At 60.5% G+C, this 25,999-nt stretch carries 19 protein-coding genes; 8 read left to right on the top strand and 11 right to left on the bottom strand.

Going from position 1 to position 25,999, the window contains the following annotated elements:
* Positions 1-20: 20 nt before the first annotated feature.
* Positions 21-3,932 (bottom strand): ATP-dependent RNA helicase HrpA, encoded by a 3,912-nt coding sequence (gene hrpA, locus AC1ROI_RS15370; RefSeq protein ID WP_102594232.1) that lies wholly within the window; start codon positions 3,930-3,932, stop codon positions 21-23.
* 231 nt (positions 3,933-4,163) lie between these two features.
* Positions 4,164-5,882: a bifunctional isocitrate dehydrogenase kinase/phosphatase gene (gene aceK, locus AC1ROI_RS15365; RefSeq protein ID WP_102594231.1), complete on the bottom strand. Its 1,719-nt coding sequence runs from the start codon at positions 5,880-5,882 to the stop codon at positions 4,164-4,166.
* A 158-nt stretch (positions 5,883-6,040) separates the two neighbouring features.
* On the opposite strand from aceK, the gene AC1ROI_RS15360 reads away from it, so the two are divergent.
* Positions 6,041-6,949, top strand: coding sequence for a DMT family transporter (locus AC1ROI_RS15360; RefSeq protein ID WP_010462074.1), 909 nt, complete (start codon positions 6,041-6,043; stop codon positions 6,947-6,949).
* A gap of 109 nt (positions 6,950-7,058) precedes the next feature.
* On the opposite strand, the gene AC1ROI_RS15355 is transcribed toward AC1ROI_RS15360, so the two are convergent.
* The 6 genes from AC1ROI_RS15355 to AC1ROI_RS15330 all read right to left on the bottom strand — a co-directional run bounded on the left by AC1ROI_RS15355 (position 7,059) and on the right by AC1ROI_RS15330 (position 14,500).
* On the bottom strand, positions 7,059-8,639 hold the full coding sequence (locus AC1ROI_RS15355) for an aldehyde dehydrogenase (NADP(+)) (protein ID WP_102594230.1): 1,581 nt from the start codon (positions 8,637-8,639) through the stop codon (positions 7,059-7,061).
* Between the two features lie 42 nt (positions 8,640-8,681).
* A complete protein-coding gene (araD1, locus tag AC1ROI_RS15350; RefSeq protein ID WP_102594229.1) occupies positions 8,682-9,677 on the bottom strand; it encodes an AraD1 family protein in 996 nt (331 codons plus the stop codon).
* A 28-nt stretch (positions 9,678-9,705) separates the two neighbouring features.
* Complete coding sequence (locus AC1ROI_RS15345) at positions 9,706-10,881, bottom strand: L-rhamnonate dehydratase (protein WP_010462080.1); 1,176 nt, start codon at positions 10,879-10,881, stop codon at positions 9,706-9,708.
* Between the two features lie 313 nt (positions 10,882-11,194).
* Positions 11,195-12,199, bottom strand: coding sequence for a 4-hydroxythreonine-4-phosphate dehydrogenase PdxA (locus AC1ROI_RS15340; protein ID WP_102595481.1), 1,005 nt, complete (start codon positions 12,197-12,199; stop codon positions 11,195-11,197).
* On the bottom strand, positions 12,196-13,167 hold the full coding sequence (locus AC1ROI_RS15335; RefSeq protein WP_010462085.1) for an amidohydrolase family protein: 972 nt from the start codon (positions 13,165-13,167) through the stop codon (positions 12,196-12,198). Before AC1ROI_RS15335 ends, AC1ROI_RS15340 begins: the two co-directional genes overlap by 4 nt.
* Complete coding sequence (locus AC1ROI_RS15330) at positions 13,160-14,500, bottom strand: MFS transporter (protein ID WP_102595480.1); 1,341 nt, start codon at positions 14,498-14,500, stop codon at positions 13,160-13,162. The genes AC1ROI_RS15335 and AC1ROI_RS15330 overlap by 8 nt, the downstream gene beginning before the upstream one ends.
* Before the next feature lie 377 nt (positions 14,501-14,877).
* On the opposite strand from AC1ROI_RS15330, the gene AC1ROI_RS15325 reads away from it, so the two are divergent.
* The 4 genes from AC1ROI_RS15325 to AC1ROI_RS15310 all read left to right on the top strand — a co-directional run bounded on the left by AC1ROI_RS15325 (position 14,878) and on the right by AC1ROI_RS15310 (position 19,017).
* Positions 14,878-15,894 (top strand): Bug family tripartite tricarboxylate transporter substrate binding protein, encoded by a 1,017-nt coding sequence (locus AC1ROI_RS15325; protein ID WP_077749158.1) that lies wholly within the window; start codon positions 14,878-14,880, stop codon positions 15,892-15,894.
* A gap of 52 nt (positions 15,895-15,946) precedes the next feature.
* Complete coding sequence (locus AC1ROI_RS15320) at positions 15,947-16,480, top strand: tripartite tricarboxylate transporter TctB family protein (protein WP_010462091.1); 534 nt, start codon at positions 15,947-15,949, stop codon at positions 16,478-16,480.
* Positions 16,477-18,006 carry a tripartite tricarboxylate transporter permease gene (locus AC1ROI_RS15315; RefSeq protein ID WP_010462093.1) on the top strand — a complete coding sequence of 510 codons (1,530 nt, stop codon included), beginning with the start codon at positions 16,477-16,479 and terminating at the stop codon, positions 18,004-18,006. The genes AC1ROI_RS15320 and AC1ROI_RS15315 overlap by 4 nt, the downstream gene beginning before the upstream one ends.
* Before the next feature lie 69 nt (positions 18,007-18,075).
* Entirely contained in the window at positions 18,076-19,017 is a 942-nt protein-coding gene (locus AC1ROI_RS15310) for a LysR family transcriptional regulator (RefSeq protein ID WP_010462095.1), read from the top strand.
* Between the two features lie 46 nt (positions 19,018-19,063).
* On the opposite strand, the gene AC1ROI_RS15305 is transcribed toward AC1ROI_RS15310, so the two are convergent.
* From AC1ROI_RS15305 to cysK, 3 genes are all read right to left on the bottom strand, one after another.
* Positions 19,064-19,927 (bottom strand): DMT family transporter, encoded by an 864-nt coding sequence (locus AC1ROI_RS15305; RefSeq protein WP_010462097.1) that lies wholly within the window; start codon positions 19,925-19,927, stop codon positions 19,064-19,066.
* 449 nt (positions 19,928-20,376) lie between these two features.
* The gene (locus AC1ROI_RS15300) at positions 20,377-21,315 is read right to left on the bottom strand and encodes an aspartyl/asparaginyl beta-hydroxylase domain-containing protein (RefSeq protein WP_083374789.1); all 939 of its coding nucleotides are present in this window, start codon (positions 21,313-21,315) and stop codon (positions 20,377-20,379) included.
* Between the two features lie 215 nt (positions 21,316-21,530).
* Entirely contained in the window at positions 21,531-22,505 is a 975-nt protein-coding gene (cysK, locus tag AC1ROI_RS15295; RefSeq protein WP_102595478.1) for a cysteine synthase A, read from the bottom strand.
* Positions 22,506-22,602: 97 nt separating this feature from the next.
* Between cysK and AC1ROI_RS15290 the strand changes: the two genes are divergently transcribed.
* The 3 genes from AC1ROI_RS15290 to AC1ROI_RS15280 all read left to right on the top strand — a co-directional run bounded on the left by AC1ROI_RS15290 (position 22,603) and on the right by AC1ROI_RS15280 (position 25,889).
* Positions 22,603-23,709, top strand: coding sequence for a DUF748 domain-containing protein (locus tag AC1ROI_RS15290; protein ID WP_441346750.1), 1,107 nt, complete (start codon positions 22,603-22,605; stop codon positions 23,707-23,709).
* 142 nt (positions 23,710-23,851) lie between these two features.
* Positions 23,852-24,697: an AAA family ATPase gene (locus AC1ROI_RS15285; protein WP_010462104.1), complete on the top strand. Its 846-nt coding sequence runs from the start codon at positions 23,852-23,854 to the stop codon at positions 24,695-24,697.
* Positions 24,698-24,710: 13 nt separating this feature from the next.
* Positions 24,711-25,889 (top strand): vWA domain-containing protein, encoded by a 1,179-nt coding sequence (locus AC1ROI_RS15280; protein ID WP_077749161.1) that lies wholly within the window; start codon positions 24,711-24,713, stop codon positions 25,887-25,889.
* Positions 25,890-25,999 lie beyond the last annotated feature (110 nt).

The raw sequence follows: 25,999 nt of genomic DNA, 5'->3' as shown, positions 1-25,999 counted from the left end.
GTATTGCACAAGTCTCGGGGTCAGGGTTCGACCTGGGTCCATTGCTTGTTCAGGCGCTTGTCGGAGATTGGCACTTTGGTCCCCAGTTGCTGGGCGAACAGCGAAACCCGGTATTCCTCCAGCCACCAGCGATAGAGCTCCAGTTGCGGATCGCGCTTGCCTTCCTGGGCGTGTTTGTTGGCGCGGGTCTGGTATTGGGTCCAGAGACCGGACAGTTCGCCACTCCAGACCCGATCCCTCTGCACCTGTGCACCAATCTTCTCGAAGCGTTGCTCGACAGCCTTCAGGTAACGCGGCAATTCCTTGAGCCACTGCATCGGCGTCTCCCGGACAAACCCCGGATACACCAGATGACTGAGCTGTTGCTTGATGTCGTTCAGGGCCACGGCTTGCGCCAGATCAATCTTGCCCTTGAAGCGTTTTTGCAGGCCGTGCCAGTGCTTGAGAATCTCCAGCGTCAACTTGGCTAGGCGCTCGGCGTGCTCAGTCCAGCCACCGCGCTTGCGCTCGGCCAACGAGGCCAGCCCGGCGCCATCCCGTGGCAACGGGTCTTCGCCCTCGAGAATGCAACTGTCGAGGCTGGCCAGCAGAATGTCTTCCACCAGCGCATCAATGCGCCCCAGTTCACGGTACATCAGCCCCAGCTCGGTCAGCCCCGGCAGCTTGCCGCGCAGGAACTTCGCCGGCTCGGCCAACTGCTGCATCAGCAATCGCTGCAAGGCGCGGCGATGCTGGAACTCGGCTTCGGCGGGGGTCGAAAAACGCCCTTCCTTGACTGTCCCGCTCTCTTCCACCAGCGCCGGATACACCGTCATCGACAACCCGGCGATCTTCTGCTGGGTTTTCTCGGCGACGGCGGCAAAGACTTTCGGCTCCACCGGCTGTTGGTTTTTCGCGGTTTGCGGCACGGCCAACGCGGCTTGGCTGGCTTCGGCAAAGCGTGCGGTCAACTCGGCCAGATCTCGCCCTTCGCCGAGGAACTTGCCCTGGCCGTCGACGATTTCCAGGTTCATGCGCAGATGACTGTCGACTTGCTGTGAAGCTTCCGCCCACGCCTCATCGCTGACCCGCGCGCCCGTCATGCGCAGCAGCTCGCGGCCCAACGCCTGCGGCAACGAGCCCTCGGCGAAGGTCATGCGCTGCAACGCGGCTTTGACGAAGTCCGGCACCGGCACGAAATTCTTGCGCAGGGCCTTGGGCAGGTTGCGCACCAGCGCGATGCACTTGGCCTCGATCACGCCCGGCACCAGCCATTCCAGACGTTCCGGCGGCAGCATCGGCAACAGCGGCGCCGGCACACGCAGGGTCACACCATCGCGCGGGTGGTTCGGTTCGAAGTGGTAACTCAGGGCCAGTTCCAGATCGCCGATGTGCAAGGTGTCCGGGTAATGCAGGGCGGTGACTTCACTGGCCTCACGGGCCAGCACGTCTTCTTCGCGCATGATCAGCAGCTGCGGGTCTTTCTGGCTGTTGACCCGGTACCAGCTGTCGAACGTTGCGGTCTGGTGGATCTCCGCCGGCAAACGCGCATCGTAGAAAGCGAACAGGGTTTCTTCGTCAGCGAGAATGTCGCGACGCCGAGCCTTGGCTTCCAGTTCGTCGAGTTGTTCCAGCAGTTGCGCATTGGCCGTCAGGCACTTGGCCTTGGATTGAATCTCGCCGCGTACCAGGCCTTCGCGAATGAAGAACTCACGAGAAACCACGGGATCGATCGGCCCGTAATGCACCGGCCGGCGACCCACCACGATCAGCCCGAACAGCGTGATCTGCTCGAAGGCCACGACCTGGCCACGCTTTTTCTCCCAGTGCGGTTCGAAGTGGTTTTTCTTGATCAGGTGCCCGGCCAGCGGCTCGATCCAGTCCGAGTCGATCTTGGCCACCATCCGCGCATAGAGCTTGGTGGTTTCCACCAGTTCGGCGGTCATCAGCCATTGCGGGCGCTTCTTGCCCAACCCGGAGGACGGGTGAATCCAGAAACGCCGCTGACGGGCGCCGAGGTAATCGCCCTCATCGGTTTTCTGGCCGATCTGGCTGAGCAGGCCCGAGAGCACGGCTTTGTGCAGCTTCGGGTAATCCGCCGGCTCTTTGTTCAGGCTCAACTGCATGTCGCGGCAGATCAGGCTCAACTGACGGTGCGAGTCGCGCCATTCGCGCAGACGCAGGTAATTCAGGAAGTTCTTGCGGCACCAATTGCGCAGCGGGCTGGCGGTCAGGGCCTGACGCTGTTCTTCAAAACCACGCCACAGATTGACCAGCCCGGCGAAATCCGAATCCACGTCTTTCCACTGTGCGTGGGCTTGATCCGCCGCTTGCTGGCGCTCCGGCGGACGCTCGCGCGGGTCTTGAATCGACATGGCGCTGGCGACGATCAACACTTCCTGCAAGCTGCCGAGTTTCGCCGCTTCCAGCAGCATGCGGCCCATGCGCGGGTCCACCGGCAGGCGCGCCAACTGGCGGCCGAGCGGGGTCAGCTGGCTGTTGCGGTCCACGGCCGAGAGTTCTTGCAGCAGGTTGAAACCGTCGCTGATCGCCTTGCCATCCGGCGGTTCGATAAACGGGAAGTCGGTGATCTCGCCGAGGCGCAAGTGCAGCATCTGCAAAATCACGGCGGCGAGGTTGGTGCGCAGAATTTCCGGGTCGGTAAATTCAGGGCGACCGATGAAGTCGTCTTCGCCATAGAGGCGAATGCAAATACCCGGCTCGACCCGACCGCATCGACCTTTACGCTGGTTGGCGCTGGCCTGGGAAATGGCTTCGATGGGCAGACGCTGAACCTTGGCGCGGTAGCTGTAACGGCTGATGCGCGCGGTGCCGCTGTCGATCACGTAACGGATGCCCGGCACCGTCAGCGAAGTTTCCGCGACGTTGGTCGCCAGCACCACGCGACGGCCAGGGTGCGACTGGAAAATCCGCTGCTGTTCGGCCGGCGACAAGCGCGCGTACAGCGGCAGAATCTCGGTGTGCTTGAGCTGGGCCTTGCGCAGCATGTCGGCGGCGTCGCGAATCTCGCGCTCGCCGGGCAGGAACACCAACACGTCGCCGGGGCTCTTGCGCTCGCTACGTTCGAACGCGGCAATTTCGTCGAGGGTGGCGAGGATCGCCTGATCCACGGTCAAGTCGTCCTCGACGCGGTTGCCCTCCTCGTCCTGCTCAAGCGTCAGCGGGCGATACCAGGTTTCAACCGGGAAAGTCCGGCCCGAAACTTCAACGATGGGTGCGTCATCGAAATGCCTGGAGAAGCGTTCCAGGTCGATGGTCGCCGAGGTGATGATGACTTTCAGGTCCGGGCGACGCGGCAGCAGGGTTTTCAGGTAACCGAGCAGGAAGTCGATGTTGAGGCTGCGTTCGTGGGCTTCGTCGACGATGATCGTGTCGTAGCGTTCGAGGTAACGGTCGTTCTGGGTTTCCGCCAGCAGGATGCCGTCGGTCATCAATTTGATCAGGGTGTTGGAGTCGCTCTGATCCTCGAACCGCACCTGATAGCCGACCAGCGCGCCCAATGGCGTCGCCAGTTCTTCGGCAACCCGGCTGGCCACGCTGCGCGCAGCGATTCGACGCGGTTGGGTGTGGCCGATCAAGCCATGCTGGCCGCGGCCGATTTCCAGGCAGATCTTCGGCAACTGGGTGGTTTTACCCGAGCCGGTTTCGCCGGCGATGATCAGCACCTGATGCTTGAGCAGCGCTTCCTTGATTTCGTCGCGCTTGGCGGCGATCGGCAAACTGTCGTCGTAACGAATCACCGGCAGGCTGGCACGCCGCGCCAGCACCTGGTCACAGGACGCCTGCATGCGCGTCACCCACTGGGCCAGCTTGGCCTCGTCAGGTTTCTTGCGCAGCTCAAGCAACTGCCGCCGCAGCCGGTGGCGGTCGGCGAGCATGGCGTGATCGAGGTTTTTCAGCAGTTTGTCGATGGAAGGCGATTCGTCAGTCATCAGGTACGCAAAAGTCGTCTAGTGGCGCAGGGGCCGGATTGTCGCAGATTTGGGGGCTCGGCGACGAATTCAACCTGCCTTTGTGGTGAGGGAGCTTGCTCCCGCTCGGCTGCACAGCAGTCGTAGTCCGGTCATCGAGTTTTGTCTGAAGCTGCGCGGTGGATGGTTTTAGGGTCGCTTCGCGACCCAGCGGGAGCAAGCTCCCTCGCCACAGGGGGTTCACTCAGGGGTTTATTCGTTATCCAGGCCTTTGCGGCGATACGGGAATACGTCGATGATTTTGCCGGCACGAATGGCTTCCTGCAGGCTTTTCCAGTAATCGGCGTTGTATAGCTCGCCATGCAACTGGTCAAACAGCTTCCTTTGCCCGGAATCGGCAAACAGGAACGGCGGAAACTCCTCGGGAAACACATCCAGCGGCCCGATCGAATACCACGGCTCGGAGGCCATTTCGTCTTCCGGCGTACGCGGTTCCGGGATGTGGCGGAAGTTGGCTTCGGTCAGGAAACAAATTTCGTCGTAGTCATAAAACACCACGCGACCGTGCCGGGTGACGCCGAAGTTCTTCAACAGCATGTCGCCGGGAAAGATGTTCGCCGCCGCCAGTTGCTTGATCGCCAGCCCATAATCCTCCAGGGCCTCGTGGACCTGCGCCTCGTTGGCGTTTTCCAGGTACAGGTTCAGCGGCGTCATCCGCCGCTCGGTCCAGCAGTGACGGATCAGCACGGTGTCGCCTTCCACCGACACCGTGGACGCCGCCACCTCAAGCAGCTCTTCCAGGCACGCCGGGTCGAACTTGCTCAACGGGAAGCGAAAATCGGCGAACTCCTGGGTATCGGCCATGCGTCCGACGCGATCGACGCTTTTCACCAAACGGTATTTTTCGATCACCGTGGCACGGTCGACGTTTTTCGACGGCGAGAAACGGTCCTTGATGATTTTGAACACGGTGTTGAAACCCGGCAGGGTAAACACGCTCATCACCATCCCGCGCACGCCGGGGGCCATGATGAATTGGTCGTCGGTGTTGGCCAGGTGATTGATCAGCGCCCGGTAGAACTCGGACTTGCCGTGTTTGTAGAAGCCGATGGAGGTGTACAACTCGGCGACGTGCTTGCCCGGCAGGATGCGCTTGAGGAAGCCGATGAACTCCGCCGGCACCGGCACATCCACCATGAAATACGAACGGGTGAACGAGAAAATGATCGACACATCGGCTTCGTCGGTAATCAGCGCATCGATCTGAATCCCGCGCCCTTCACGGTGCAGCAGCGGAATCACCAGCGGCCATTGTTCGTCCCGGGTATAGATGCGCCCCACCAGGTACGCGCCTTTGTTGCGGTAGAGCACCGAGGAGAACAGCTCGACGCTCAGTTCAGGGTCCTTGCATACCCAATCCGGCAGGTTCTCACGCAGTTGGGCTTCGAGGCGGTGCAGGTCGCCGGCCAGGTCGGCGTAATCCTCGCTGAAGCTGTAATCGGCAAAAATGCTCGCGAGCATGCCGGACAACTGGCCCTGGGGCTTATAGGTTCGGGTTTGCGCGGCGCGGGCCCGGCGCAGGCTGGGCCGGGTGGTGTGGATAAACATGCAGCCGTCGCTGATCAGGTCATGGCTGAACAGCCCGCAGAAAATCGAGTTGTACCAGGTCTCGGACAGTTCATCATCGAAACGCAGGTCGATCAGCGTGATGTAAGCGCTTTTGACCAGAGGCCAGCAACTGACGTCCAGCGTGTCGCTGTCAAACGCGACGCGCAGCCGTTCCACGGTTTCACTGACTTTTTCTTCGTACAGATTGATCCGCGCGGCCGAGGCGATTTGCGCCTCCTGCCACTGGGCCTGCTCGAAGCGGGCCCGAGCGCCGTCGGTGATCTGGCGGAAATGCTCGCGGTAATCGTCAAAGCCATCGAGGATCATTCGGGCGATGTCGGCGGCTGGCCATTGCTGCGGCATGGGTGAGACCTCTGCGGGAATTCGTGAGCCCTGAGCTTAGCCAGTGAACCGGGTGCAGGAGAAGCGTAATTTTCGGCTCGAGTTAAATGCTCGTTTTTCGGTTGCCATGGATAAGGCGCTCGGCAACACTCTCGTCCCCATCAAGGAAGGAGTGCACCGTGAGTCCTGTCGATATTTTCCGATTGCTGTCGCTGGCCGCGATCTGGGGCGCGAGCTTTCTGTTCATGCGCATCATCGCCCCGGTGATTGGCACCATCCCCACGGCCTTTTTCCGCGTGTCGATTGCCGCCGTCGGCTTGCTGGTGATTCTCGGCCTGATGCGCATCAGCTGGGACTTCAAAGGCAAACTCAAGACGGTGATGTTGCTCGGGGTGATCAACTCCGGGATTCCGGCGACCCTCTATTCCGTGGCCGCCCAAGTGCTGCCGGCCGGTTACTCAGCGATCTTCAACGCCACCACGCCGCTGATGGGCGTGTTGATCGGCGGCCTGTTCTTCCATGAAAAACTCACCGCGGCCAAGCTTGGCGGGGTGTTCCTCGGGCTGTTTGGCGTAGGCGTGCTGACCCGTGCCGGTCCGGTGGCGTTCGACATGGAATTGTTGATGGGCGCCGCCGCCTGCCTGCTCGCCACCACCTGCTATGGCTTTGCCGGGTTCCTGGCCCGCCGCTGGCTTGACCACGCCGGCGGTCTCGACAGCCGTCTTTCAGCGCTGGGCAGCATGCTCGGGGCGACGCTGTTCCTGTTGCCGTTGTTCGGCTACAGCGTGATCAGCCAGCCACCGGCAAGCTGGGGCGGCTGGAATGTCTGGTTGTCGTTGCTTGGATTGGGACTGATGTGTACCGCCCTGGCGTACATCATTTACTTCCGCCTGCTCAGCTCGATCGGGCCGGTGAGGTCGATGACCACGACCTTCCTGATCCCGCCGTTCGGGGTGTTGTGGGGAGCGCTGTTGCTGGATGAGCCGTTGTCGATGGCGCATATCTATGGCGGGGTGTTGATTGCGGCGGCGTTGTGGCTGGTGTTGAAGCCGGCGGTGGTGAAAGTGGCTGAGGTGACTGCCAAGTAGTTTGGCGGTGTGGCTGATGACGCCTTCGCGAGTAGGCTCGCTCCCACAGGATTTTGTGTTCACCGCAAATCCAATGTGGGAGCGAGCCTGCTCGTGAAGGCGGTAGAGACTACAACGCTGACTGACTCACCTCCCCATCCACCAACCGCCGAATCCCCAGCGGATTGGCGTTCTGCAACGCCTCGGGCAACAACGCATCCGGGTAGTTCTGGAAGCACACCGGCCGCAGGAACCGGTCAATCGCCAAGGTGCCAACCGATGTGCCGCGCGAATCAGACGTCGCCGGATACGGCCCGCCATGCACCATCGCCTCACATACCTCGACCCCGGTCGGGTAGCCATTGAGCAGAATCCGCCCGACCTTTTCCTGCAGCAACTCCGCCAGCCAACGGTACTCCAGCAACTCGTCCGTCTCGCCAATCAGCGTCGCCGTCAATTGCCCGCGCAGACCGTGCAACGCTGCCGCCAGCTGCGCTCGGTCCTCAAGCTCGATGACGATGGTGGTCGGTCCGAACACCTCCTCCTGAAGCAGCTCATCGCCCTTGAACAACAGACTGACGTCAGCCTTGAACACCTGCGGTTGTGCCTGATTGCCCTGTTGCGGCTTGCCCGCCAAGTGCGTCAGCCCCGGATGTTCGTGCAACTCGCCAAGGCCTCGGCTGTAACTGACCAGCGCGCCGGCATTGAGCATGGTCTGGGCCGGTTGCTGGTTCATGCTGGCGCAAAACGTTTCCAGGAACTGGCTGAACTGCGGCGAACGCAAACCGATGACCAGGCCCGGGTTGGTGCAGAACTGCCCGCAACCCAGGGTCACCGAACCGGCCAGTTGCGCAGCGATTAGCTCACCGCGAACCTTGAGCGCTTCGGGCAGCAGGAACACCGGGTTGATGCTCGACATTTCGGCAAACACCGGAATCGGCTGTGGTCGGGTCGCGGCCATGTGGCTCAAGGCATTGCCGCCCTTGAGCGAACCGGTGAAGCCCACCGCTTGAATCGCCGGATGCTTGACCAGCCATTCGCCGACACCCCCGCCGTAGATCATGTTGAAGACGCCGGGCGGCATTTCGGTGCGCTCGGCGGCGCGGATGATTGCGTCCGCGACCCACTCGGCCGTCGCCATGTGCCCGCTGTGCGCCTTGAACACCACCGGGCAACCGGCGGCCAGCGCCGAAGCGGTATCGCCACCGGCGGTTGAAAATGCCAACGGAAAGTTGCTGGCACCGAACACGGCGACAGGCCCCAGGCCGATGCGGTGCTGACGCAGGTCCGGACGTGGCAACGGCTGGCGATCCGGCAGTGCCCGATCAATGCGCGCGCCGTAGAAATCGCCGCGACGCAGGACCTTGGCAAACAAGCGCATCTGGCCGCTGGTGCGCCCGCGCTCACCCTGGATACGCCCGGCCGGCAACGCGGTTTCGCGGCACACGGTGGCGACGAAGTCATCGCCCAGAGCATCGATTTCATCGGCGATAGCGTCGAGGAACAGCGCACGTTTTTCCGCGCTGAGGTTGCGGTAAACCGGGTAGGCAGCGGCCGCAGCGCTGGCTGCCGCGTCCACTTCCGCTTCAGTGGCCTGGAAAAAACGGACCGGCAGCGCTTCGCCCGTCGTTGCATCGAGGCTTTGCAGCTGTTGCGTACCGTTGGCGCTGCGGCGACCGCCGATGTAGTTGTGTCCGAGTAGCGTGGTCATGAGTGATCCCTTGACCGGCCGACAACGCCGGTGATTGAAGACTTAAAGCGTGCGCACCTGGCCGATGGCCAACGGCTGGGCACTTTCGCCGATGCCGTTTTCCAGGGGCGCGCCGAACTCATCGAGGCTGATCTGGAAGCGATCGCCCGGCTGGGTTTTTATCCCGTCGGCAAACGACAACGTTGCGGTGCCGAAGTAATGCACGTGGACATCGCCGGGACGCAAAAACTGCGCGTATTTGAAGTGGTGGAATTCGAGGTTGGCGAGGCTGTGGCACATGTTGTCTTCGCCGCTGAGAAACTCCTTTTCCCAGATCGTTTCGCCGTTGCGCTTGATCCGACTGGTGCCTGCAAGGTGCTTGGGCAACTCGCCGACGCGCAGCTCCGGACCGTAGGCGCAGAAGCGCAGTTTCGAATGGGCGAGATACAGGTAATTGCGCCGCTCCATCACATGGTCGGAGAACTCGTTGCCCAAGGCATAACCGACGCGGTACGGCTGGCCGTCGTCGCCGATCACGTAGAGGCCGGTCAGCTCGGGTTCCTCGCCGGCGTCTTCGGCAAACGGCGGCACCGGGAAATCCGCGCCGGGGCGTACGACGATGCTGCCATCACCTTTGTAGAACCATTCCGGTTGCGCCCCGACCTGCCCGGCCGCCGGTTTACCACCCTCCAGGCCCCATTTGAAAATGCGCATGGTGTCGGTCATGCCGGCTTCGACCGCGCCCTCCTGCTGGTGCATTTTGTCCCGCGCCGAGGCGCTGCCCAAATGGGTCAGTCCGGTGCCGCTGATCAGGCAATGGGCTGGGTCTTCGTGGTCCAGCGGCGGCAGGACTTTGCCCTGCTGCAACAGCTGTGCGTAATCCGGTCCCGGTTCGGTGCCGCGCAGTGCGACTTCTTCTTGCAGGCTGCGTTGGGCACGAATCGCCGCGAGGGCCAGTTCACGGGTGCTACGGGTGCCTTGCAGCACCTTTACCTGCGAGCCCTCGACGAGACCCACCTGGCGTTCACCGGCAGTGTTTTCAAATTGAATCAGGCGCATGACGGCCTCCAGAAAATTGGGATTTGGATCACTCGATGATGTTGAAGTCGCTCAAGTACTCATCGGAGATTTCCAGGCCCAGGCCGGGCTTGTCATCGTCGAGCTGGATGTAGCCGTTGACCGGTTGCGGCTCGCCCTTGAACACGTAGTAGAAGAGTTCGTTGCCGACCTCGACGTCGAACACCGGGAAGAACTCGGCCATCGGCGAGGCGGTGGTGGACATGGTCAGGTGGTAGTTGTGCATCTGCCCGGCGTGCGGGATCACCGGCACCGACCAGGCTTCGGCCATGGCGTTGATCTTGCGCGCTGCGGTGATACCGCCCACGCGGTTGGTGTCGTACTGGATCACGTCGACGGCGCGGCGTTCCAGCAGGTCTTTGAAGCCGTAGGAGGTGAACTCATGCTCGCCGCCGGAGATCGGCATGATCCCCATCTTCTTCAGCTCGATGTAGCCTTCGATGTCGTCGGCAATCACCGGCTCTTCCAGCCAGCGTGGTTCGAATTCAGCAAGTTTGGGCAGCATGCGGCGGGCGTACTCCAGGGTCCAGCCCATGTAGCACTCGAGCATGATGTCGATGTCGGGACCGGCCAGGTTACGCAGGGCACGCACTTGCTCGATGTTCTTGCGCATGCCCGCCGGGCCGTCTTTCGGGCCGTAGCCGAAACGCATTTTCAGCGCGGTGAAACCCTGGTTCAGATAGCCCTGGGCCTCTTCGAGGAACAGGTCGAGGTTGTCATTGGCGTAGAGCTTGGAGGCGTAGGTCCAGATCTTTTCCTTGGTCCGGCCGCCGAGCAGTTTGAACACCGGTTTGTTCACGGCTTTGCCCATGATGTCCCAAATCGCGATGTCGATCGCCGAGATCGCCGCCATGCCGATGCCTTTGCGGCCCCAGGCGTGGCTCTGGCGGTACATTTTCTGCCAGATGTATTCGTTGTCGAACGGGTCTTCGCCAATGGCAATCGGCGCCAGGTAGGTGTCGATGATTTCCTTGGCCACACGCGGCGCCAGGGCGCAGTTACCGATGCCGACGAGGCCGGTATCGGTCTCGACTTCCACCACCAGCCAGCCATGGAAACGGAACGAGCCCATGGCGTCGCCACGTTCGAACAGGATGTCGCTGGCGTTGGTGCAGAAGTGTGCTTGAGGCGGAACGACTTTGCCTTTCCACTCAAAAACGCGGGTACGGATGGCTTTGATTTTCATGAATACAGTTCCTTGCGCTGCCGGCTTTTTGTAGTTGTCGGGTCGCTGCACAAAACCGCGCGGGGGGCGGGTTCCGGCATTCGATGGAGCGACTTTAGCCAGCGCTCGGGGGTGCGGATAATCACTTATGCGTATCCGGCGATAACCTGCGGTGATAGGAAAAACCGAATAGTGAGTGGATAGGGTTATCAGCCACACACAAAACAAATGTGGGAGCGAGCCTGCTCGCGAAAGCGGTAGTGCAGCCACCTTTTTAGTGACTCTCAGACCGCTATCGCGAGCAGGCTCGCTCCCACAGGGGATCAGTGTTGTGTCAGTAGTTGTTGACGCCCATTCGGCAGGCGATTTCGAAGGCCTGGCGGATCGCGCCGACGTTGGCCTTGCCCTGCCCCGCGATGTCGAAGGCGGTGCCGTGGGCCGGCGTGGTAATCGGGATCGGCAAGCCACCCTGCACCGTCACGCCTCGGGAGAAGCCCATCAACTTGATCGCGATCTGCCCCTGGTCGTGATACATCGTCACCACCGCGTCAAAGGCACTGGCATCGCCCTGGACCTTGAGGAAAATCGTGTCCGCCGGGTATGGCCCTTCGGCCGCAATCCCCAGCGCCTGGGCCGAACGAACCGCCGGGCCGATGATGTCCAGTTCTTCGCGTCCGAACGAGCCGTTGTCGCCGTTGTGCGGGTTCAGCCCACACACGCCAATGCGCGGTTTTTCCAGGCCGTTGCGCTTGAGCGCGGTGTCGATCAACTGGATCGCTTCCACTACCCGCGTCTGGGTCAGCATGCCTGGCACTTGCGCTAATGCCACGTGGGAGGTCACGCGGGAGGTCCAGAGGTTGTCGAGCACGTTGAATTCGCAGAACGGCCCGTGGAAATCCAGCAGCTCGGCGAACCAGTGCAGCTCATCGCTGTGGGCCATCCCGGCCATGTGCAGCGAGGTCTTGTTCAACGGCCCGAACAACACCGCGTCGGTGGTCCCGGCCTCGGTCAGGCGCAGGGCTTGTTCCAGCGTGTCGAGGCTGTAGCGACCGCCGATGACACTGGCTTCACTGCGTGGAAATTCACCGACGGTGTCTCCACGAAAGTCATAGAACAGCGGTGTGTCATCATGAAACTCCAACTGATCCAGCGACTCGACGCGACGGTAAGGAAACTCCGTCCCGGCGATGCGCATGCCGCGACGCATTTCGGCCTCGTCGGCGATCAAGATCACATTGGCCTGGCTGCGCACTTCAGGCTCCGCAAGCAGGCGTGCGATCAGTTCCGGGCCGATGCCTGCCGGGTCACCCAGCACCATCGCGATGGTTGTTTTGTTCATGCTTCACTCCTCAAGGGTTCAGGCCATTGGCGGTCAACGGCGCAAGGCTCGCAGCGATAAACCCGCTGCGCGTTGCTGTAGAACAGTCGCTCCTGATCGGCGCTCGGCAGATCAGCAACGATGGATTTGAAACCGCTGTAGATGTCGTCGAACGAGCCGCACAGGCTGTCCACCGGGAAGTTGCTGGCGAACATTGCCCGGTCAGTGCCGAACATGGCGATCACTTCACGCACGATCCAGGCGTTGTCCTTGGCGCGCCATGCCTGGCCCCTCTGGCCAAGGCCGGAAATCTTCACCTGCACATTTGGCCATTTGGCCAGCCGAGCCATCGCCAGGCGCCAACCGGCCAGGCCTTCGGCGCTGCGGTCATTGGGCAACCCTGCGTGGTTGAGAATCAACGTAGTGCCGGGAAAGTCCCGAGCCAGCCGTTCGGCTTCGTGCAGGTTCCACCAGGGGGTCTGCAAATCGAAGTGCAACCCCAGCCCTTCGAGGGCGGCAAAACTGCGCCGCCAGTGTTCGTCGCTCATCAGGCTGCGCACATGACCAACCTGCGCCGGTGAAGTCGCTCCACCCGGTTTGTGACGCACGCTGCGCACGCATTTGAAACTCGCTTGTTCGGTCAGTACCGCGAGGGCGTCCGGGTGGTCGAGCCAGGCCTGCGCCACGACCGCATTGGGTACGCCGTAACGGGCCGTCAGACTTTCGATAAAAACGGTTTCGCCAATCGGGTCTTGCGGGTCCCATTCGGTCTCGACGTACACCGTTTGCACCACACGGTGCGGGCCGGCGTCAGCGAAATAGTCCTCAGGAAAATAGCGCCGTTTAATCGCACTGTAGTCGCCGTAGCGGAACGGGATATTGGCTTCGGGCGCCAGCCACGGATGGTCATTGATCGTTGGGTCCCAGAAGTGATGATGGGCATCGATGATCGGACCGTTCCATGCTTCGCCAGATAAGTGTTCAGCCATGGCGCACCTCGTCGAGACTGATGAACAACGTCGCCAGCACAAAGACTGCCGAGCACACGGCAAAGAACCCCAGCACCGGCGCAAAACCTCCGGTCATTTGCACAATGATGCCCACCAGGATCGGTACCGCGATCCCGCCGGTGCTGCCGGCCATGTTCATCACGCCGCCGATCAACCCGACCCGCGCCGGTGCCGCCAGCAATGCAGGGAAGCTCCAGTAGAGGCTGCCCCACATCAGGAAAAACGCGGTCATGGCCAACAACGCCACGGCGGCAAACGGATTGCTCAGCGTCGGCAACAACAGAAAGGCGCCGAGGGCGACCACACCGGAAAACGCCAGCAGGCTCTTGACCGCCACGCCACGGCTGACACCCTTGCGGATCAGCCCGTCGCAGAGAAAACCACCGGTCAACGAACCCAGGGCCCCGCACACGAAAATCACGAAGGTGGCCGCGCCGATGCCTTTGATATCGAAGCCGCGAGCCTGGGCCAGATAGCTCGGGCCCCAGGTCAGCAAACCGAAATACACCATCGCCCAACTGGCACGGCCGATCAGCAAGCCGCTCAGGGAACGGGCCGCGATGCCCAGGCCTTTGACCGGCACACGGGCAGCTTCGGCAGCCGGCGTCGCGCGCCCGGCGTTGATCTTCTCCAGTTCTTCGGCATTCACTTGCGGGTGAGTGGCCGGGTCATCGCGCAGATAACGCCGGGCCAGCCAGGCCAGCACCAGGGTCGCGATACCGGCAATCACGAAGGCCAGGCGCCACGAGTCCAGGGATGCAATCAGGTAAGCAATGATCAACCCGCCCAGCGCCACGCCCAACGGGCTGCCGCTGTCCATCAGCACCGCGCCGCGACTGCGTTCGCTCGGCGCCAGCCACAGGGAAATCAGCTTGCCACCGGACGGGAACAACGGCGCTTCGGCGGCCCCGAGTGCAACGCGGGCGAACAGCAATGACAAGCCGCCGGTCGCAAACGCCGCCAACACTTGAAAGGTGCCCCACAACCCGGTGGACCAACTGATGACCCGATGCGGGCCGAAGCGATCGATCAGCCAGCCACCGGGAATCTGCAACAGCGCATACGCCCAAAAGAAGCTGCTGAGGATCAGCCCTTGCATGCTTGGCGACAGGGAAAATTCATGGGCAATGGTCGGCATGGCGATCGACAGCGAGACCCGGTCGATCAGGTTGACCATGGTCAGCGCGAAGACGATCGCAAAGATCCGCCAGCGCACGCTGCTGGCTTTGGTGGTGCCGGCCAGGGGTGTGGCCGCGTCGATCGGTTGGGCAGCTGCGCCAGGCAGATGCAGGGAAGCACTGGGACGAGCCATGGTGCGTACCTCGTTTCTTATTGTTGTGAATGCCGTGCGAGGCCGGTTCGCCGCGCTGATGAGCACTATCGAAGGCTCGGTGATAACCGTCTAATCAATGATTGAGATACGGCGATAGCCTCGGGTTATGGCATACCGCGCTTTCAGGGGGCTTTCATCGCCGGCCGCCTTGACTGACTTTCCTCTCAAAACGCTCTGGCACACAGTTTCCAGCCCTCGTCACGTATTTGCCCTTGATGACATATAACCGCAGGCTATCGGTGTATGTATTGTTTTGACTAGACGCCGAAGCGGAGGCTTCCCACACTCAGTCCAGGCTTGCAGCTTTTGAGCACCGACAAGTCATTCATAACAATTACAAAAAACGAGGCCCTTCCATGCGAAATGCATTCGTCCGTCGCACATCCCGTCTGTTTCTTGGCTGCACACTGGTCGCCGCCGGCGCCCTCCCCGCACTCGCCAACGCTGCCTGGCAGCCGGACAAGAACGTCGAAATCCTCGTTGCCGGCGGCCCCGGCGGCGGTACTGACCAGCTCGGTCGGCTGATCCAGTCGATCATCACCACACACAAGTTCCTCGACGTGAATACCATCGTCCTCAACAAGGGCGGCGGCAACGGTGCCGAAGCGTTCCTTGACCTGAAAATGAACAAGGGCGATCCGGAAAAACTGGTGATCGGCACCAACAACATCTACCTGTTGCCGCTGGTTTCCAAGCTTGGCTATCAATGGCAGGAGCTGACTCCCGTGGCGGCCGTTGCAGAGGACGACTTCATTCTCTGGAGCTACAAGGATGCCCCCTGGAAAGACGCCAAAGGCTTCTACGAAGCGGCCAAGACTGATCCGTCGAAACTGCGCATGGGCGGCAGTCAGTCCAAGGATGTCGACCAGACCCTGACCCTGCTGCTGAACCAGACCAACAACAGCAAACTGGTGTACATCCCGTTCAAGAGCGGCAGCGAAGCCGCGACCCAACTGGCCGGCAAACACATCGCCGCCAACGTCAACAACCCCAGCGAAAGCATCAGCCAATGGCGCGGCGACCAGGTCGAACCGCTCTGTGTGTTCAGCAAGGAACGCATGAGCTACACCGAGAAAGTCGCGGGTGATAAATCCTGGGCCGACGTTCCGACCTGCCACGAACAAGGCCTGGGTATCGATCAATACCGCTTCCCGCGCACCGTGTTCATGCCCGGCGACGTCACCGCCGAACAGCGGGCGTTCTATGTCGAGCTGATGCGCAAAGTCACCGAGACTCCAGAGTTCAAGGCCTACGTGAAGCAGAACGCGCTGGTGCCGACGTTCCTCGAAGGCGAGCCGCTGACTGCCTACATTGAGAAAGACACCGCCCGCGTCACCCCGGTGTTCAAAGAAGCCGGCTGGCTGAAAAACTGAGTTGTTCACGGCCGTGCGCGTGCGCACGGCCGTCACCTCTGGAGGTGCTTTCATGTCCCATTCTTCGGATTCACCGGCGCTGGTCGGTACCCGCTGGGTCGAGCTCGGCCTGACACTCTTCACCACGCTGATCGGCGCGGTGGTGATGTTCGGCAGTCTCGAACAAGGTATCGGCTGGGGCGATTCAGGCCCCGAGCCGGGTTACTTCCCCTTCTACATCGGATTGCTGTTGAGCGCCGCGAGCGTGGGCAACGGCGTGTTGACCGTGGTGCGCTGGCACGCCCTGAGCATTGCATTCGTCAGCCGCAGTGCATTCAAGCAAGTGCTGTCGGTGTTCATCCCGATTGCGCTGTTCGTCGGCGCCATGCCGTTCACCGGCATTTACGTGGCCTCGGCCTGCTTCATCGCCTGGTTCATGTGGCGTGACAAGGTGCGCGCCAAGCCTTACGGCAAATGGATGATCGGCACCGTGTCCCTCGGCGCGGTGCTGGCCAGCTACCTGATTTTCGCGTTGTGGTTCAAGGTCCCGCTGGATGCCGGCCCGATGGGCGACTGGATTGCACTGGCCGGGAGAAGTTTCAAATGAGCGAATTCGATTCCCTGCTGCAAGGCATGAACCTGATCCTCACCCCGGGCCACATCGGCCTGATGGTGATCGGCGTGCTGCTGGGCATTCTGGTCGGCGTATTGCCCGGCCTCGGCGCCCCCAATGGCGTGGCGTTGTTGCTGCCGCTGACCTTCACCATGTCGCCGGTGTCGGCGATCATTTTGCTGTCGTGCATGTATTGGGGCGCGCTGTTCGGCGGTTCGATCACCTCGATTCTGTTCAACATCCCCGGTGAGCCCTCATCGGTGGCGACTACGTTCGACGGTTACCCGATGGCCCGCGAAGGTCGCGCTGCCGAAGCGTTGACGGCCGCATTCAGTTCGGCGCTGATCGGCGCGCTGGCCGGGGTGTTGTTGCTGACCTTCCTGTCGACCAAGATTGCCGCATTCGCCATGTCTTTCAGTTCGCCGGAGTTCTTCGCGGTGTACCTGTTGGCGTTCTGCACCTTCATCGGCATGAGCAAGAATCCGCCGCTGAAAACCGTGGTGGCGATGATGATTGGTTTCGCCATGGCCGCCGTGGGCATGGACACTGTCTCCGGCAACCTGCGCCTGACCTTCGATCAGCCGGCGTTGATGACGGGCATCAGCTTCGAGGTGGCCGTGATCGGCTTGTTCGGGATCGGCGAAATTCTCTGCACCGTCGAGGAAGGCCTGGTGTTTCGCGGCGAGCATGCGCGCATCACGCCGATGGTCATCCTGCGCACCTGGGCCAAGTTGCCGCGTTACTGGTGGACGATCCTGCGCAGCACCCTGGTCGGTTGCTGGATGGGCATCACACCGGGTGGCCCGACGGCGGCCTCGTTCATGAGCTACAGCCTGGCGCGGCGCTTTTCGAAGAACCGCGAGAACTTCGGCAAGGGTGAACTCGAAGGCGTGATCGCCCCGGAAACCGCCGACCACGCCGCCGGCACCAGCGCGCTGTTGCCGATGCTGACCCTCGGCATTCCCGGATCGGCGACCGCAGCGGTCATGCTCGGCGGGTTGATGATCTGGGGCCTGCATCCTGGCCCGACGTTGTTCGTCGAGCAGCACGATTTCGTCTGGGGCCTGATCGCCAGCATGTACCTCGGGAACGTGGTCAGCCTGATCGTGGTGCTGGCCACCGTGCCGCTGTTCGCTTCGATCCTGCGCATTCCGTTCTCGATCATCGCGCCGATTATCATCATGGTCTGCGCCATCGGTGCCTACTCGGTGCACAACTCGTTCGTCGACGTGGTGTTGATGTTGGGCTTCGGTGCGCTGGGTTATCTGTTCAAGAAACTCGGTTACCCGATTGCGCCGCTGGTGTTGGCGGCGGTACTGGGCGACAAAGCGGAAGATGCGTTCCGCCAGTCGATGCTGTTCTCCGACGGCCACGTGGGGATTTTCTGGTCCAACCCGTTAGTGGGCTGCCTGACCACGGCGGCGTTGCTGATGCTGTTCTGGCCGTTGATTTCCAAGGCGCTGGGCACCCTGACGGGGCTGCGCAAACCCCAGGTCGCCAAGCCTAAATCGGTGCTGTAACACGGCAATGCTGGCAACGCCTGGCATTTGTTGTCAGGCTTGCCGCAGTCCTAATTGCGAGCACGGCCCATGACCCGAATTCCTGCTGCCAATGTGATCCACAGTCGACTGCGTCTGCGCCAACTGCGGCTGATGCTGGCATTGCAGGAATTCGGCTCGTTGCGCCGCGCCGCCGACCACATCGGCATGACCCAGCCGGCAGCCACCAAGATGTTGCACGAAGCCGAGGACTTGCTCGGCGTCGAACTCTTCGAGCGTCTGCCCCGGGGCATGCGCTCGACCCCGTTCGGGGAAACCGTCATCTACTACGCGCGCATGGTGTTTGCTGAACTGAGCGGCATGCGTGAAGAACTGGTCGCGCTCGAATCCGGCAACCTTGGCCGGGTCGCGGTCGGTGCGATTCCGGCGCTGGCCTCGGGGCTGTTGACCCGCACCATCGCGACCTTGAAGCAAAGCCATCCACGCTTGTCGATGAGCATTCAGGTCGACACCAGCGACGTGCTGGTGCAGGCGCTGTTGCAGGACCAGCTGGATATCGTATTGGGCCGGATTCCGGCGGGCGCACGGGCCGAAGAGTTGCTGTTCGACAGCCTCGGCGAAGAAGCCTTGTGCGTCATCTCCGGCGCGCAGAACCCGTTGGCGAAAGAGAAAAACCTGAGCTGGGCCGAGTTGCAGAACATGACTTGGGTGCTGCAACAGCAACCGAGTCCGATGCGCGCGATCATCAATCAGGTATTCCACAATGCGCGGGTCGACATCCCCAGCAGCATCGTTGAGACCACCTCGATCATGACCTTGCTGTCCTTGATCCAGCAGACCGACATGCTGGGCGTCACACCGGTGTCGGTGGTGGAGGATTACCCGGGCCGTGATTTGCTGGCGGTGTTGCCGATCAAGTTTGAAGCACGGCTGCCGCCGTACGGGCTGATTACCCGCCGTCACCGCATTCAATCGTCAGCGATGCAGGCGTTCATGAATTCGGTGCGGGCCGAGCACGCGCTGGCCAAATAAAAAAGGCCCGGAGCCAATGCTCCGGGCCTTTCATTTTCACGCTGCTTTACGCTGTTTTACGGAACACAAATACCAGCCCGACGATGATCAGCAGCATGCCGAGCATGCTCAATACCGCCAGCCGATTACCGAAAATCAGGTAGTCCATCACCGCCGTCACGGCCGGCACCAGGTAAAACAGACTGGTGACATTCACCAGATTGCCCCGGGCGATCAAGCGGTACAGCAGCAACGTTGCCAGCACCGACACCACCAATCCCATCCACAGCACCGGCACGATAAACCCGCTGCCGTGTTCGAAATGAAACGGCTGGAACGGCACGAAGATCCCGCAGAGCAGCAGCCCCGCGAGGTACTGCACCGGCAGTGTGCCGAGGGGATTGTCGGTGATGCGCTTCTGCATGATCGAGCCAAAGGTCATGCTCGCCAACGCCAGCAAACCAAAAAGCATCCCGGCCAAAGACATGCCCGCCAGACCGATGCCCTGGTAAACCACCATGATCAACCCGACCAGGCCCAGCGCCAGACCGAACATCCGGCTGGCCGAGCGCTGACGCTCCATGATCACCACCGTGAGAATCGGCTGCACACCCATGATGGTTGCCATAACGCCCGGTGTGACTTTGAGGTCCAGGGCCAGCAGATAAAAAATCTGATAAGCCCCCAACAACACCACGCCCGTGGCCATCGCATACAACATCGCTTTGCCACCCTTGGGCAATTTCAGCTTGAGCAACGGCACCAGCAGCATCAATCCGCACAAGGCGATGGCAAAGCGAATCAGCAGAAAGGCAAAGGGCGATGCGTGGGCCAAGCCCCATTTGGAGAAGATCGCACCGCTGCTCCACAGCAGAACGAACAGGCTCGTGGACGCCGCCGCGAGCGCGGATTTTTTCGACAGGACAAACATGAATACCACCTGTAGTCAGGCAAGAAGCCAACTCAGCCGAAGCTGAAATACAGTAGTTTTTTTCAGGCGGGCGCGCAGAACAGCAAAGAACGCTGATCAGCCCGAAACGCCAACGCCCGGCGGTGATACGACTGCGTACACCGGCGTGCTACTGACAGGTGGGGGGTAATGACTGATCTGCGCAGGCTGCTTATTCCCGCACGGCACGACGCCAGCGTTGACCGCTGAATCGACTACCGCATTGATGAGGGAAGCTGGCATGGGCTGATCTTTTTTGATGGGGTGGGCGGTGGGTAACAGAACCACCGAGCGCCGACTATAACCAGCGGCGGACATGGATTGCAATGACTTGGACAAAGGGCCAGTCACGACACCTCGTCGCGGGCGCGCCATTTAAATTCTTCTCATAAAAAAACCGCTCCCAAGGAGCGGTTTTCTTTTGAATCCAGTCACGCAAACAACCAATACCCCAACAACGTCAGCACCACCACCGCCAACACCGGCCGCAGCACGCGGTACGCCTTGGGATTACGACGCTTCCAGCGTTTGACCACACCACTGACCTTGTCGCTGGAATTCTTGCTCCAGGCATACGCCTGATTAATCCCGCCGACACGTTCATCATCAAGGTTCTGAGGTGCGGTGGCGCGACCGAGCAAGCCGCTGAGCCAGCGGTTGATGAAGGTCATGACGCGGTTGCTCAGCGGTCGTTCGATGTCGCAGAACAGAATGACGCGGGTTTTCTCGGATTCGTTCTTGACCCAATGCACGTAGGTCTCATCAAACATCACATCTTCACCATCACGCCAGGCATACACCTGGCCGTCGACAAAGATACGGCAATCGTCGGAGTTCGGCGTCGACAGCCCCAGGTGATAGCGCAGCGAACCGGCAAACGGGTCGCGGTGCGGGTTGAGGTGGCTGCCACCCGGCAGCAACGCGAACATTGCACCCTTTACGTTGGGAATACTGCTCACCAGCGCCACGGTTTTCGGGCATAAGGCTTCAGCGGATGGCAGGGGTTTGTCGTACCACTTGAGGTAAAAACGTTTCCAGCCTTTCTTGAAAAACGAACCAAACCCCGCATCGTTGTGTTTTTCGGCGGCGCGGATGTAACCCTCGTCGAACAGGTGCATGGCTTCGTCGCGGATGACTTCCCAGTTGTCTTTGAGCACGTCCAGTTCCGGGAACTTGCTGCGGTCCAGATAGGGTTTGGACGGCACGCCGGAGAACAGGTACATCAAGGCGTTGTAAGGTGCAAACAAGGCCGAGTGATTGACGAATTGACGCAGAACCGGCAATCGCGCCTTGCCGCGCAAATGCACATAGAGGGTGCTGCCCAGAAATAGCAGCAACACTGACGCTTTCGCGGCAAAGGAAAAGGTCATCTACGGCTCCTTGAGGTTAGGCTCTTCGCACAACGCCATTTACCCGACGTGGCAGCCGGCCATGATAAACACTACCGGCCTCGGGAAAAACCCGCAAAACTCGACATTCAGTATTAAGGTTTGTGCAATAAAGCACTTATTAACATAAGGTTCCTGAACGGGGGCTGACCTGAATCAGCCCTCTCACCAAAAGATCAAACCATCGCAGGCAGCGCCTACTGCTGATTTTCCTGCTCGGTAAACAGGTCGCTGAACAACATGCTCGACAAGTAGCGCTCACCGGAATCCGGCAGGATCACCACGATGGTCTTGCCTTGCATTTCCGGTGTTTCGGCCAGACGCACCGCCACCGCCATCGCGGCGCCACAGGAAATACCGCACAAAATCCCTTCTTCCTGCATCAGGCGCAGCGCCATGGCCTTCGATTCGTCATCGGTGACCAACTCAACCCGATCGACGATCGACAAGTCCAGATTCTTCGGGACAAAACCGGCACCGATCCCCTGGATCTTGTGCGGGCTCGGCTTGATCTCTTCACCGGCTATCGCCTGGGTAATCACCGGCGACACCACCGGCTCCACGGCTACCGAGATAATCGGTTTGCCCTGGGTATTCTTGATATACCGCGAAACACCGGTAATGGTTCCGCCGGTTCCAACGCCCGCGACCAGCACATCGACTGCGCCGTCAGTATCGTTCCAGATTTCCGGACCGGTGGTTTTCTCGTGAATGGCCGGGTTGGCCGGGTTGTCGAACTGCGACGGCATGAAGTATTTGGCCGGATCGCTGGCCAGGATCTCGGAAGCCTTCTCAATGGCGCCCTTCATGCCTTTGGCCGGTTCGGTCAGCACCAGTTCGGCGCCCAGTGCCTTGAGGACTTTGCGTCGCTCGATGCTCATCGACGCGGGCATGGTCAGCATCAACTTGTAACCACGGGCCGCGGCAACAAAGGCCAGGCCAATGCCGGTATTGCCCGACGTCGGTTCGACGATGGTCATGCCAGGCTTGAGTTTGCCGGAGCTTTCGGCGTCCCAGATCATGCTCGCGCCGATCCGGCATTTGACCGAGTAACCCGGGTTGCGCCCTTCGATCTTGGCCAGGATGGTCACACCGCGCGGGGCAATGCGGTTGATCTGCACCAGCGGCGTATTGCCAATGGAATGGGCGTTGTCAGCGTATATACGGCTCATGGCTGGGTCCTTGTACAGCGTTGAATAAGCCCCCAAAGGTATGCCTGTTGCCAGTGGTCGTCCAGTCAGGTCGAACGTCCGGTAAACACCGCAGTCAATGGCTTTACATCGTCAGAGATTTGCCGCCATGAAACGTCGATACCGTTGGCCCCTGTGGACCCTCGCCGGTCTCGCTGTGCTGCTGATTGCCCTGCACTTCGCCCTGCCCTACCTGGTGCGCGATTACTTGAACGAGAAACTGGCGGACATGGGCGATTACCGGGGCCAGGTCACCGACGTCGACCTCGCACTGTGGCGCGGCGCCTACAAGATCAACGGGCTGAAAATCGTCAAGGTCGACGGCAAGGTCCCGGTGCCTTTCGTCAATGCACCGCTAATCGACCTGTCTGTCAGTTGGCACTCACTCTGGTCCGACCGCGCTGTGGTGGCCGAAGTGCAGTTCTTCAACCCTGAGGTGAACTTCGTCGACGGCGGCGCCAACAAACAAAACTCCCAGACCGGTCAAGGCACCGACTGGCGCGCACAGTTGAGCAAACTGGCGCCGTTCACCTTTAACGAAATACGCATCTACGACGGCAAGATCAACTTTCGAAACTTCAATTCCAAGCCCCCCGTCAACATGAACGCCACTCAGGTCAACGCCAGCCTCTATAACCTGACCAACGTGGTCGACACCGAAGGCAAGCGCGACGCGCGCTTTGAAGGCAAGGCCCTGTTGCTGGGCCACGCCCCACTGGAAACCACAGCCACCTTCGACCCCTTGAGCAATTTCGAAGACTTCGAATTCCGCCTGCGCGCCAAGGATATCGAGCTCAAGCGCATGAACGACTTCGCCTCGGCCTATGGCAAATTCGACTTCAACGCCGGTCACGGCGATGTAGTCATTGAAGCGCAGGCCAAAAAAGCCCAGTTGACCGGCTATATCAAGCCGCTGCTCAAAGACGTGGACGTGTTCAACTGGCAGCAGGACGTGGAAAACAAGGACAAAGGGCTGTTCCGGTCCATCTGGGAGGCCATTGTCGGCGGCTCCGAAACCGTGCTGAAAAACCAGGGCAAGAACCAGTTTGCTACTCGCGTAGAACTGAGCGGCAACGTGCATCGACAAGATATCAGCGCGTTCCAGGCGTTTTTGCAGATTTTACGCAATGGTTTCGTTCAGGCATTCAATGCCCGGTATGAGCGGCCGAAACCGGATCAGGGTTAAGTCACCAAGTGACGCCCCATTCAGAGACTGAATAAGCCGTCTGCGTTCACAGTCGACCGGCCTGCGCGTTATAGTCGGGCACTACACTTATTGCGCCCCGCCCTGCCTGATTCAGGTCGGCTTACCGTTCGAGGATTAGCAGATGAAGTTCGAAGGCACCCAGGCCTACGTCGCCACCGATGACCTGAAGCTGGCGGTCAACGCCGCCATTACCCTGGAGCGTCCACTGCTGGTCAAGGGCGAGCCAGGCACCGGCAAAACCATGCTCGCCGAGCAATTGGCCGAGTCCTTCGGTGCAAAATTGATCACCTGGCACATCAAGTCCACCACCAAGGCGCATCAGGGCCTGTACGAGTACGACGCGGTCAGTCGCCTGCGTGACTCGCAACTGGGCACGGAAAAAGTCCACGACGTTCGCAACTACCTGAAAAAGGGCAAGCTCTGGGAAGCGTTCGAGTCGGAAGAGCGAGTGATTCTGCTGATCGACGAAATCGACAAGGCCGACATCGAGTTCCCGAACGACCTGCTGCAAGAACTCGACAAGATGGAGTTCTACGTTTACGAGATCGACGAAACCATCAAGGCCAAGAAACGCCCGATCATCATCATTACCTCCAACAACGAGAAAGAGCTGCCGGACGCCTTCCTGCGCCGCTGCTTCTTCCACTACATCGCGTTCCCGGATCGCGTGACGCTGCAGAAAATCGTCGACGTGCACTACCCGAACATCAAGAAAGACCTGGTCAGCGAAGCGCTGGACGTGTTCTTCGACGTGCGCAAGGTCCCGGGCCTGAAGAAGAAGCCGTCGACCTCGGAACTGGTGGACTGGCTGAAGCTGCTGATGGCCGACAACATCGGCGAAGCCGTACTGCGCGAACGCGATCCGACCAAAGCGATCCCACCCTTGGCAGGCGCCCTGGTGAAGAACGAACAGGATGTTCAATTGCTTGAGCGCCTGGCGTTCATGAGCCGTCGCGGCACCCGCTAAGAGGCTGATCGCCATGCTGCTCAACCTGTTCAATGAAATGCGCGCAGCCAAGGTGCCGGTCTCGGTGCGTGAGCTTCTGGACCTGATCAATGCGCTGAAACAACGCGTGACCTTCGCCGACATGGACGAGTTCTATTACCTGTCCCGGGCGATTCTGGTGAAGGACGAACGGCATTTCGACAAGTTCGACCGCGCGTTCGGCGCCTACTTCAATGGCCTGGAGAAACTCGACGATCACCTTCAGGCGTTGATTCCTGAAGATTGGCTGCGCAAGGAATTCGAGCGTTCCCTGACCGAAGAAGAACGGGCCGCGATCCAGTCCCTCGGCGGTCTGGACAAGCTGATCGAAGAATTCAAGAAACGCCTCGAAGAACAGAAAGAACGCCATGCCGGCGGTAACAAATGGATCGGCACCGGCGGCACCAGTCCGTTTGGCTCCGGCGGCTTCAACCCGGAAGGCATTCGCGTCGGCGATGCCGGCAAGCGCCAAGGCAAAGCGGTCAAGGTGTGGGATCAGCGCGAGTACAAGAACCTCGACGACTCGGTGGAACTGGGCACGCGCAACATCAAGGTCGCCCTGCGCCGCTTGCGCAAATTCGCCCGTCAGGGTGCGGCGGAAGAGCTGGACATCGACGGCACTATCGACCACACCGCGCGCGATGCCGGCCTGCTGAATATCCAGATGCGGCCGGAGCGGCGTAACACCGTCAAGCTGTTGCTGCTGTTCGACATCGGCGGCTCGATGGACGCGCATGTGAAGATCTGCGAGGAACTGTTCTCGGCCTGCAAGACCGAGTTCAAGCACCTGGAGTACTTCTACTTCCACAACTTCATTTATGAGTCTGTGTGGAAGAACAACATGCGCCGCACTTCCGAGCGCACGTCGACCCAGGACCTGCTGCACAAGTACGGCGCCGACTACAAAGTGATCTTCATTGGTGACGCTGCGATGGCACCGTATGAAATCACCCAGGCCGGCGGCAGCGTCGAGCACTGGAACGAAGAAGCCGGTTATGTGTGGATGCAGCGGTTCATGGAGAAGTACAAGAAGGTCATCTGGATCAACCCCTATCCGAAAGATACGTGGGGGTATACGTCGTCGACCAATATTGTGCGGGACTTGATTGACGACCAGATGTACCCGTTGACGTTGCGGGGGTTGGAGGAAGGGATGCGGTTTCTGTCCAAATAGAGATTTTTGTTGTCTGTGAAAACGTCTTCGCGGGCAAGCCTCGCTCCTACAGGTTTCTGTGTTCGTGCATCGTGCACCAACCCTGTAGGAGCGAGGCTTGCCCGCGAAGC

The organism is Pseudomonas sp. GW823-FHT02C02, from assembly GCF_058797635.1.
Note: the sequence above shows the minus strand (reverse complement) of the source record. Positions and strands in the feature narration are given on the sequence as shown.

Bases quoted from the DNA above. Each gene is read 5' to 3' on its own strand.
- AC1ROI_RS15285 (WP_010462104.1), top strand. From the start codon at position 23,852: ATGAAGTTCGAAGGCACCCAGGCCTACGTCGCCACCGATGACCTGAAG.
- AC1ROI_RS15300 (WP_083374789.1), bottom strand. From the start codon at position 21,315: ATGACCTTTTCCTTTGCCGCGAAAGCGTCAGTGTTGCTGCTATTTCTG.
- AC1ROI_RS15280 (WP_077749161.1), top strand. From the start codon at position 24,711: ATGCTGCTCAACCTGTTCAATGAAATGCGCGCAGCCAAGGTGCCGGTC.
- aceK (WP_102594231.1), bottom strand. From the start codon at position 5,882: ATGCCGCAGCAATGGCCAGCCGCCGACATCGCCCGAATGATCCTCGAT.
- hrpA (WP_102594232.1), bottom strand. From the start codon at position 3,932: ATGACTGACGAATCGCCTTCCATCGACAAACTGCTGAAAAACCTCGAT.
- AC1ROI_RS15345 (WP_010462080.1), bottom strand. From the start codon at position 10,881: ATGAAAATCAAAGCCATCCGTACCCGCGTTTTTGAGTGGAAAGGCAAA.
- AC1ROI_RS15325 (WP_077749158.1), top strand. From the start codon at position 14,878: ATGCGAAATGCATTCGTCCGTCGCACATCCCGTCTGTTTCTTGGCTGC.
- AC1ROI_RS15320 (WP_010462091.1), top strand. From the start codon at position 15,947: ATGTCCCATTCTTCGGATTCACCGGCGCTGGTCGGTACCCGCTGGGTC.
- AC1ROI_RS15290 (WP_441346750.1), top strand. From the start codon at position 22,603: ATGGCTTTACATCGTCAGAGATTTGCCGCCATGAAACGTCGATACCGT.
- cysK (WP_102595478.1), bottom strand. From the start codon at position 22,505: ATGAGCCGTATATACGCTGACAACGCCCATTCCATTGGCAATACGCCG.
- AC1ROI_RS15305 (WP_010462097.1), bottom strand. From the start codon at position 19,927: ATGTTTGTCCTGTCGAAAAAATCCGCGCTCGCGGCGGCGTCCACGAGC.
- AC1ROI_RS15310 (WP_010462095.1), top strand. From the start codon at position 18,076: ATGACCCGAATTCCTGCTGCCAATGTGATCCACAGTCGACTGCGTCTG.
- AC1ROI_RS15355 (WP_102594230.1), bottom strand. From the start codon at position 8,639: ATGACCACGCTACTCGGACACAACTACATCGGCGGTCGCCGCAGCGCC.
- AC1ROI_RS15330 (WP_102595480.1), bottom strand. From the start codon at position 14,500: ATGGCTCGTCCCAGTGCTTCCCTGCATCTGCCTGGCGCAGCTGCCCAA.
- AC1ROI_RS15340 (WP_102595481.1), bottom strand. From the start codon at position 12,199: ATGAACAAAACAACCATCGCGATGGTGCTGGGTGACCCGGCAGGCATC.
- AC1ROI_RS15315 (WP_010462093.1), top strand. From the start codon at position 16,477: ATGAGCGAATTCGATTCCCTGCTGCAAGGCATGAACCTGATCCTCACC.
- araD1 (WP_102594229.1), bottom strand. From the start codon at position 9,677: ATGCGCCTGATTCAATTTGAAAACACTGCCGGTGAACGCCAGGTGGGT.
- AC1ROI_RS15335 (WP_010462085.1), bottom strand. From the start codon at position 13,167: ATGGCTGAACACTTATCTGGCGAAGCATGGAACGGTCCGATCATCGAT.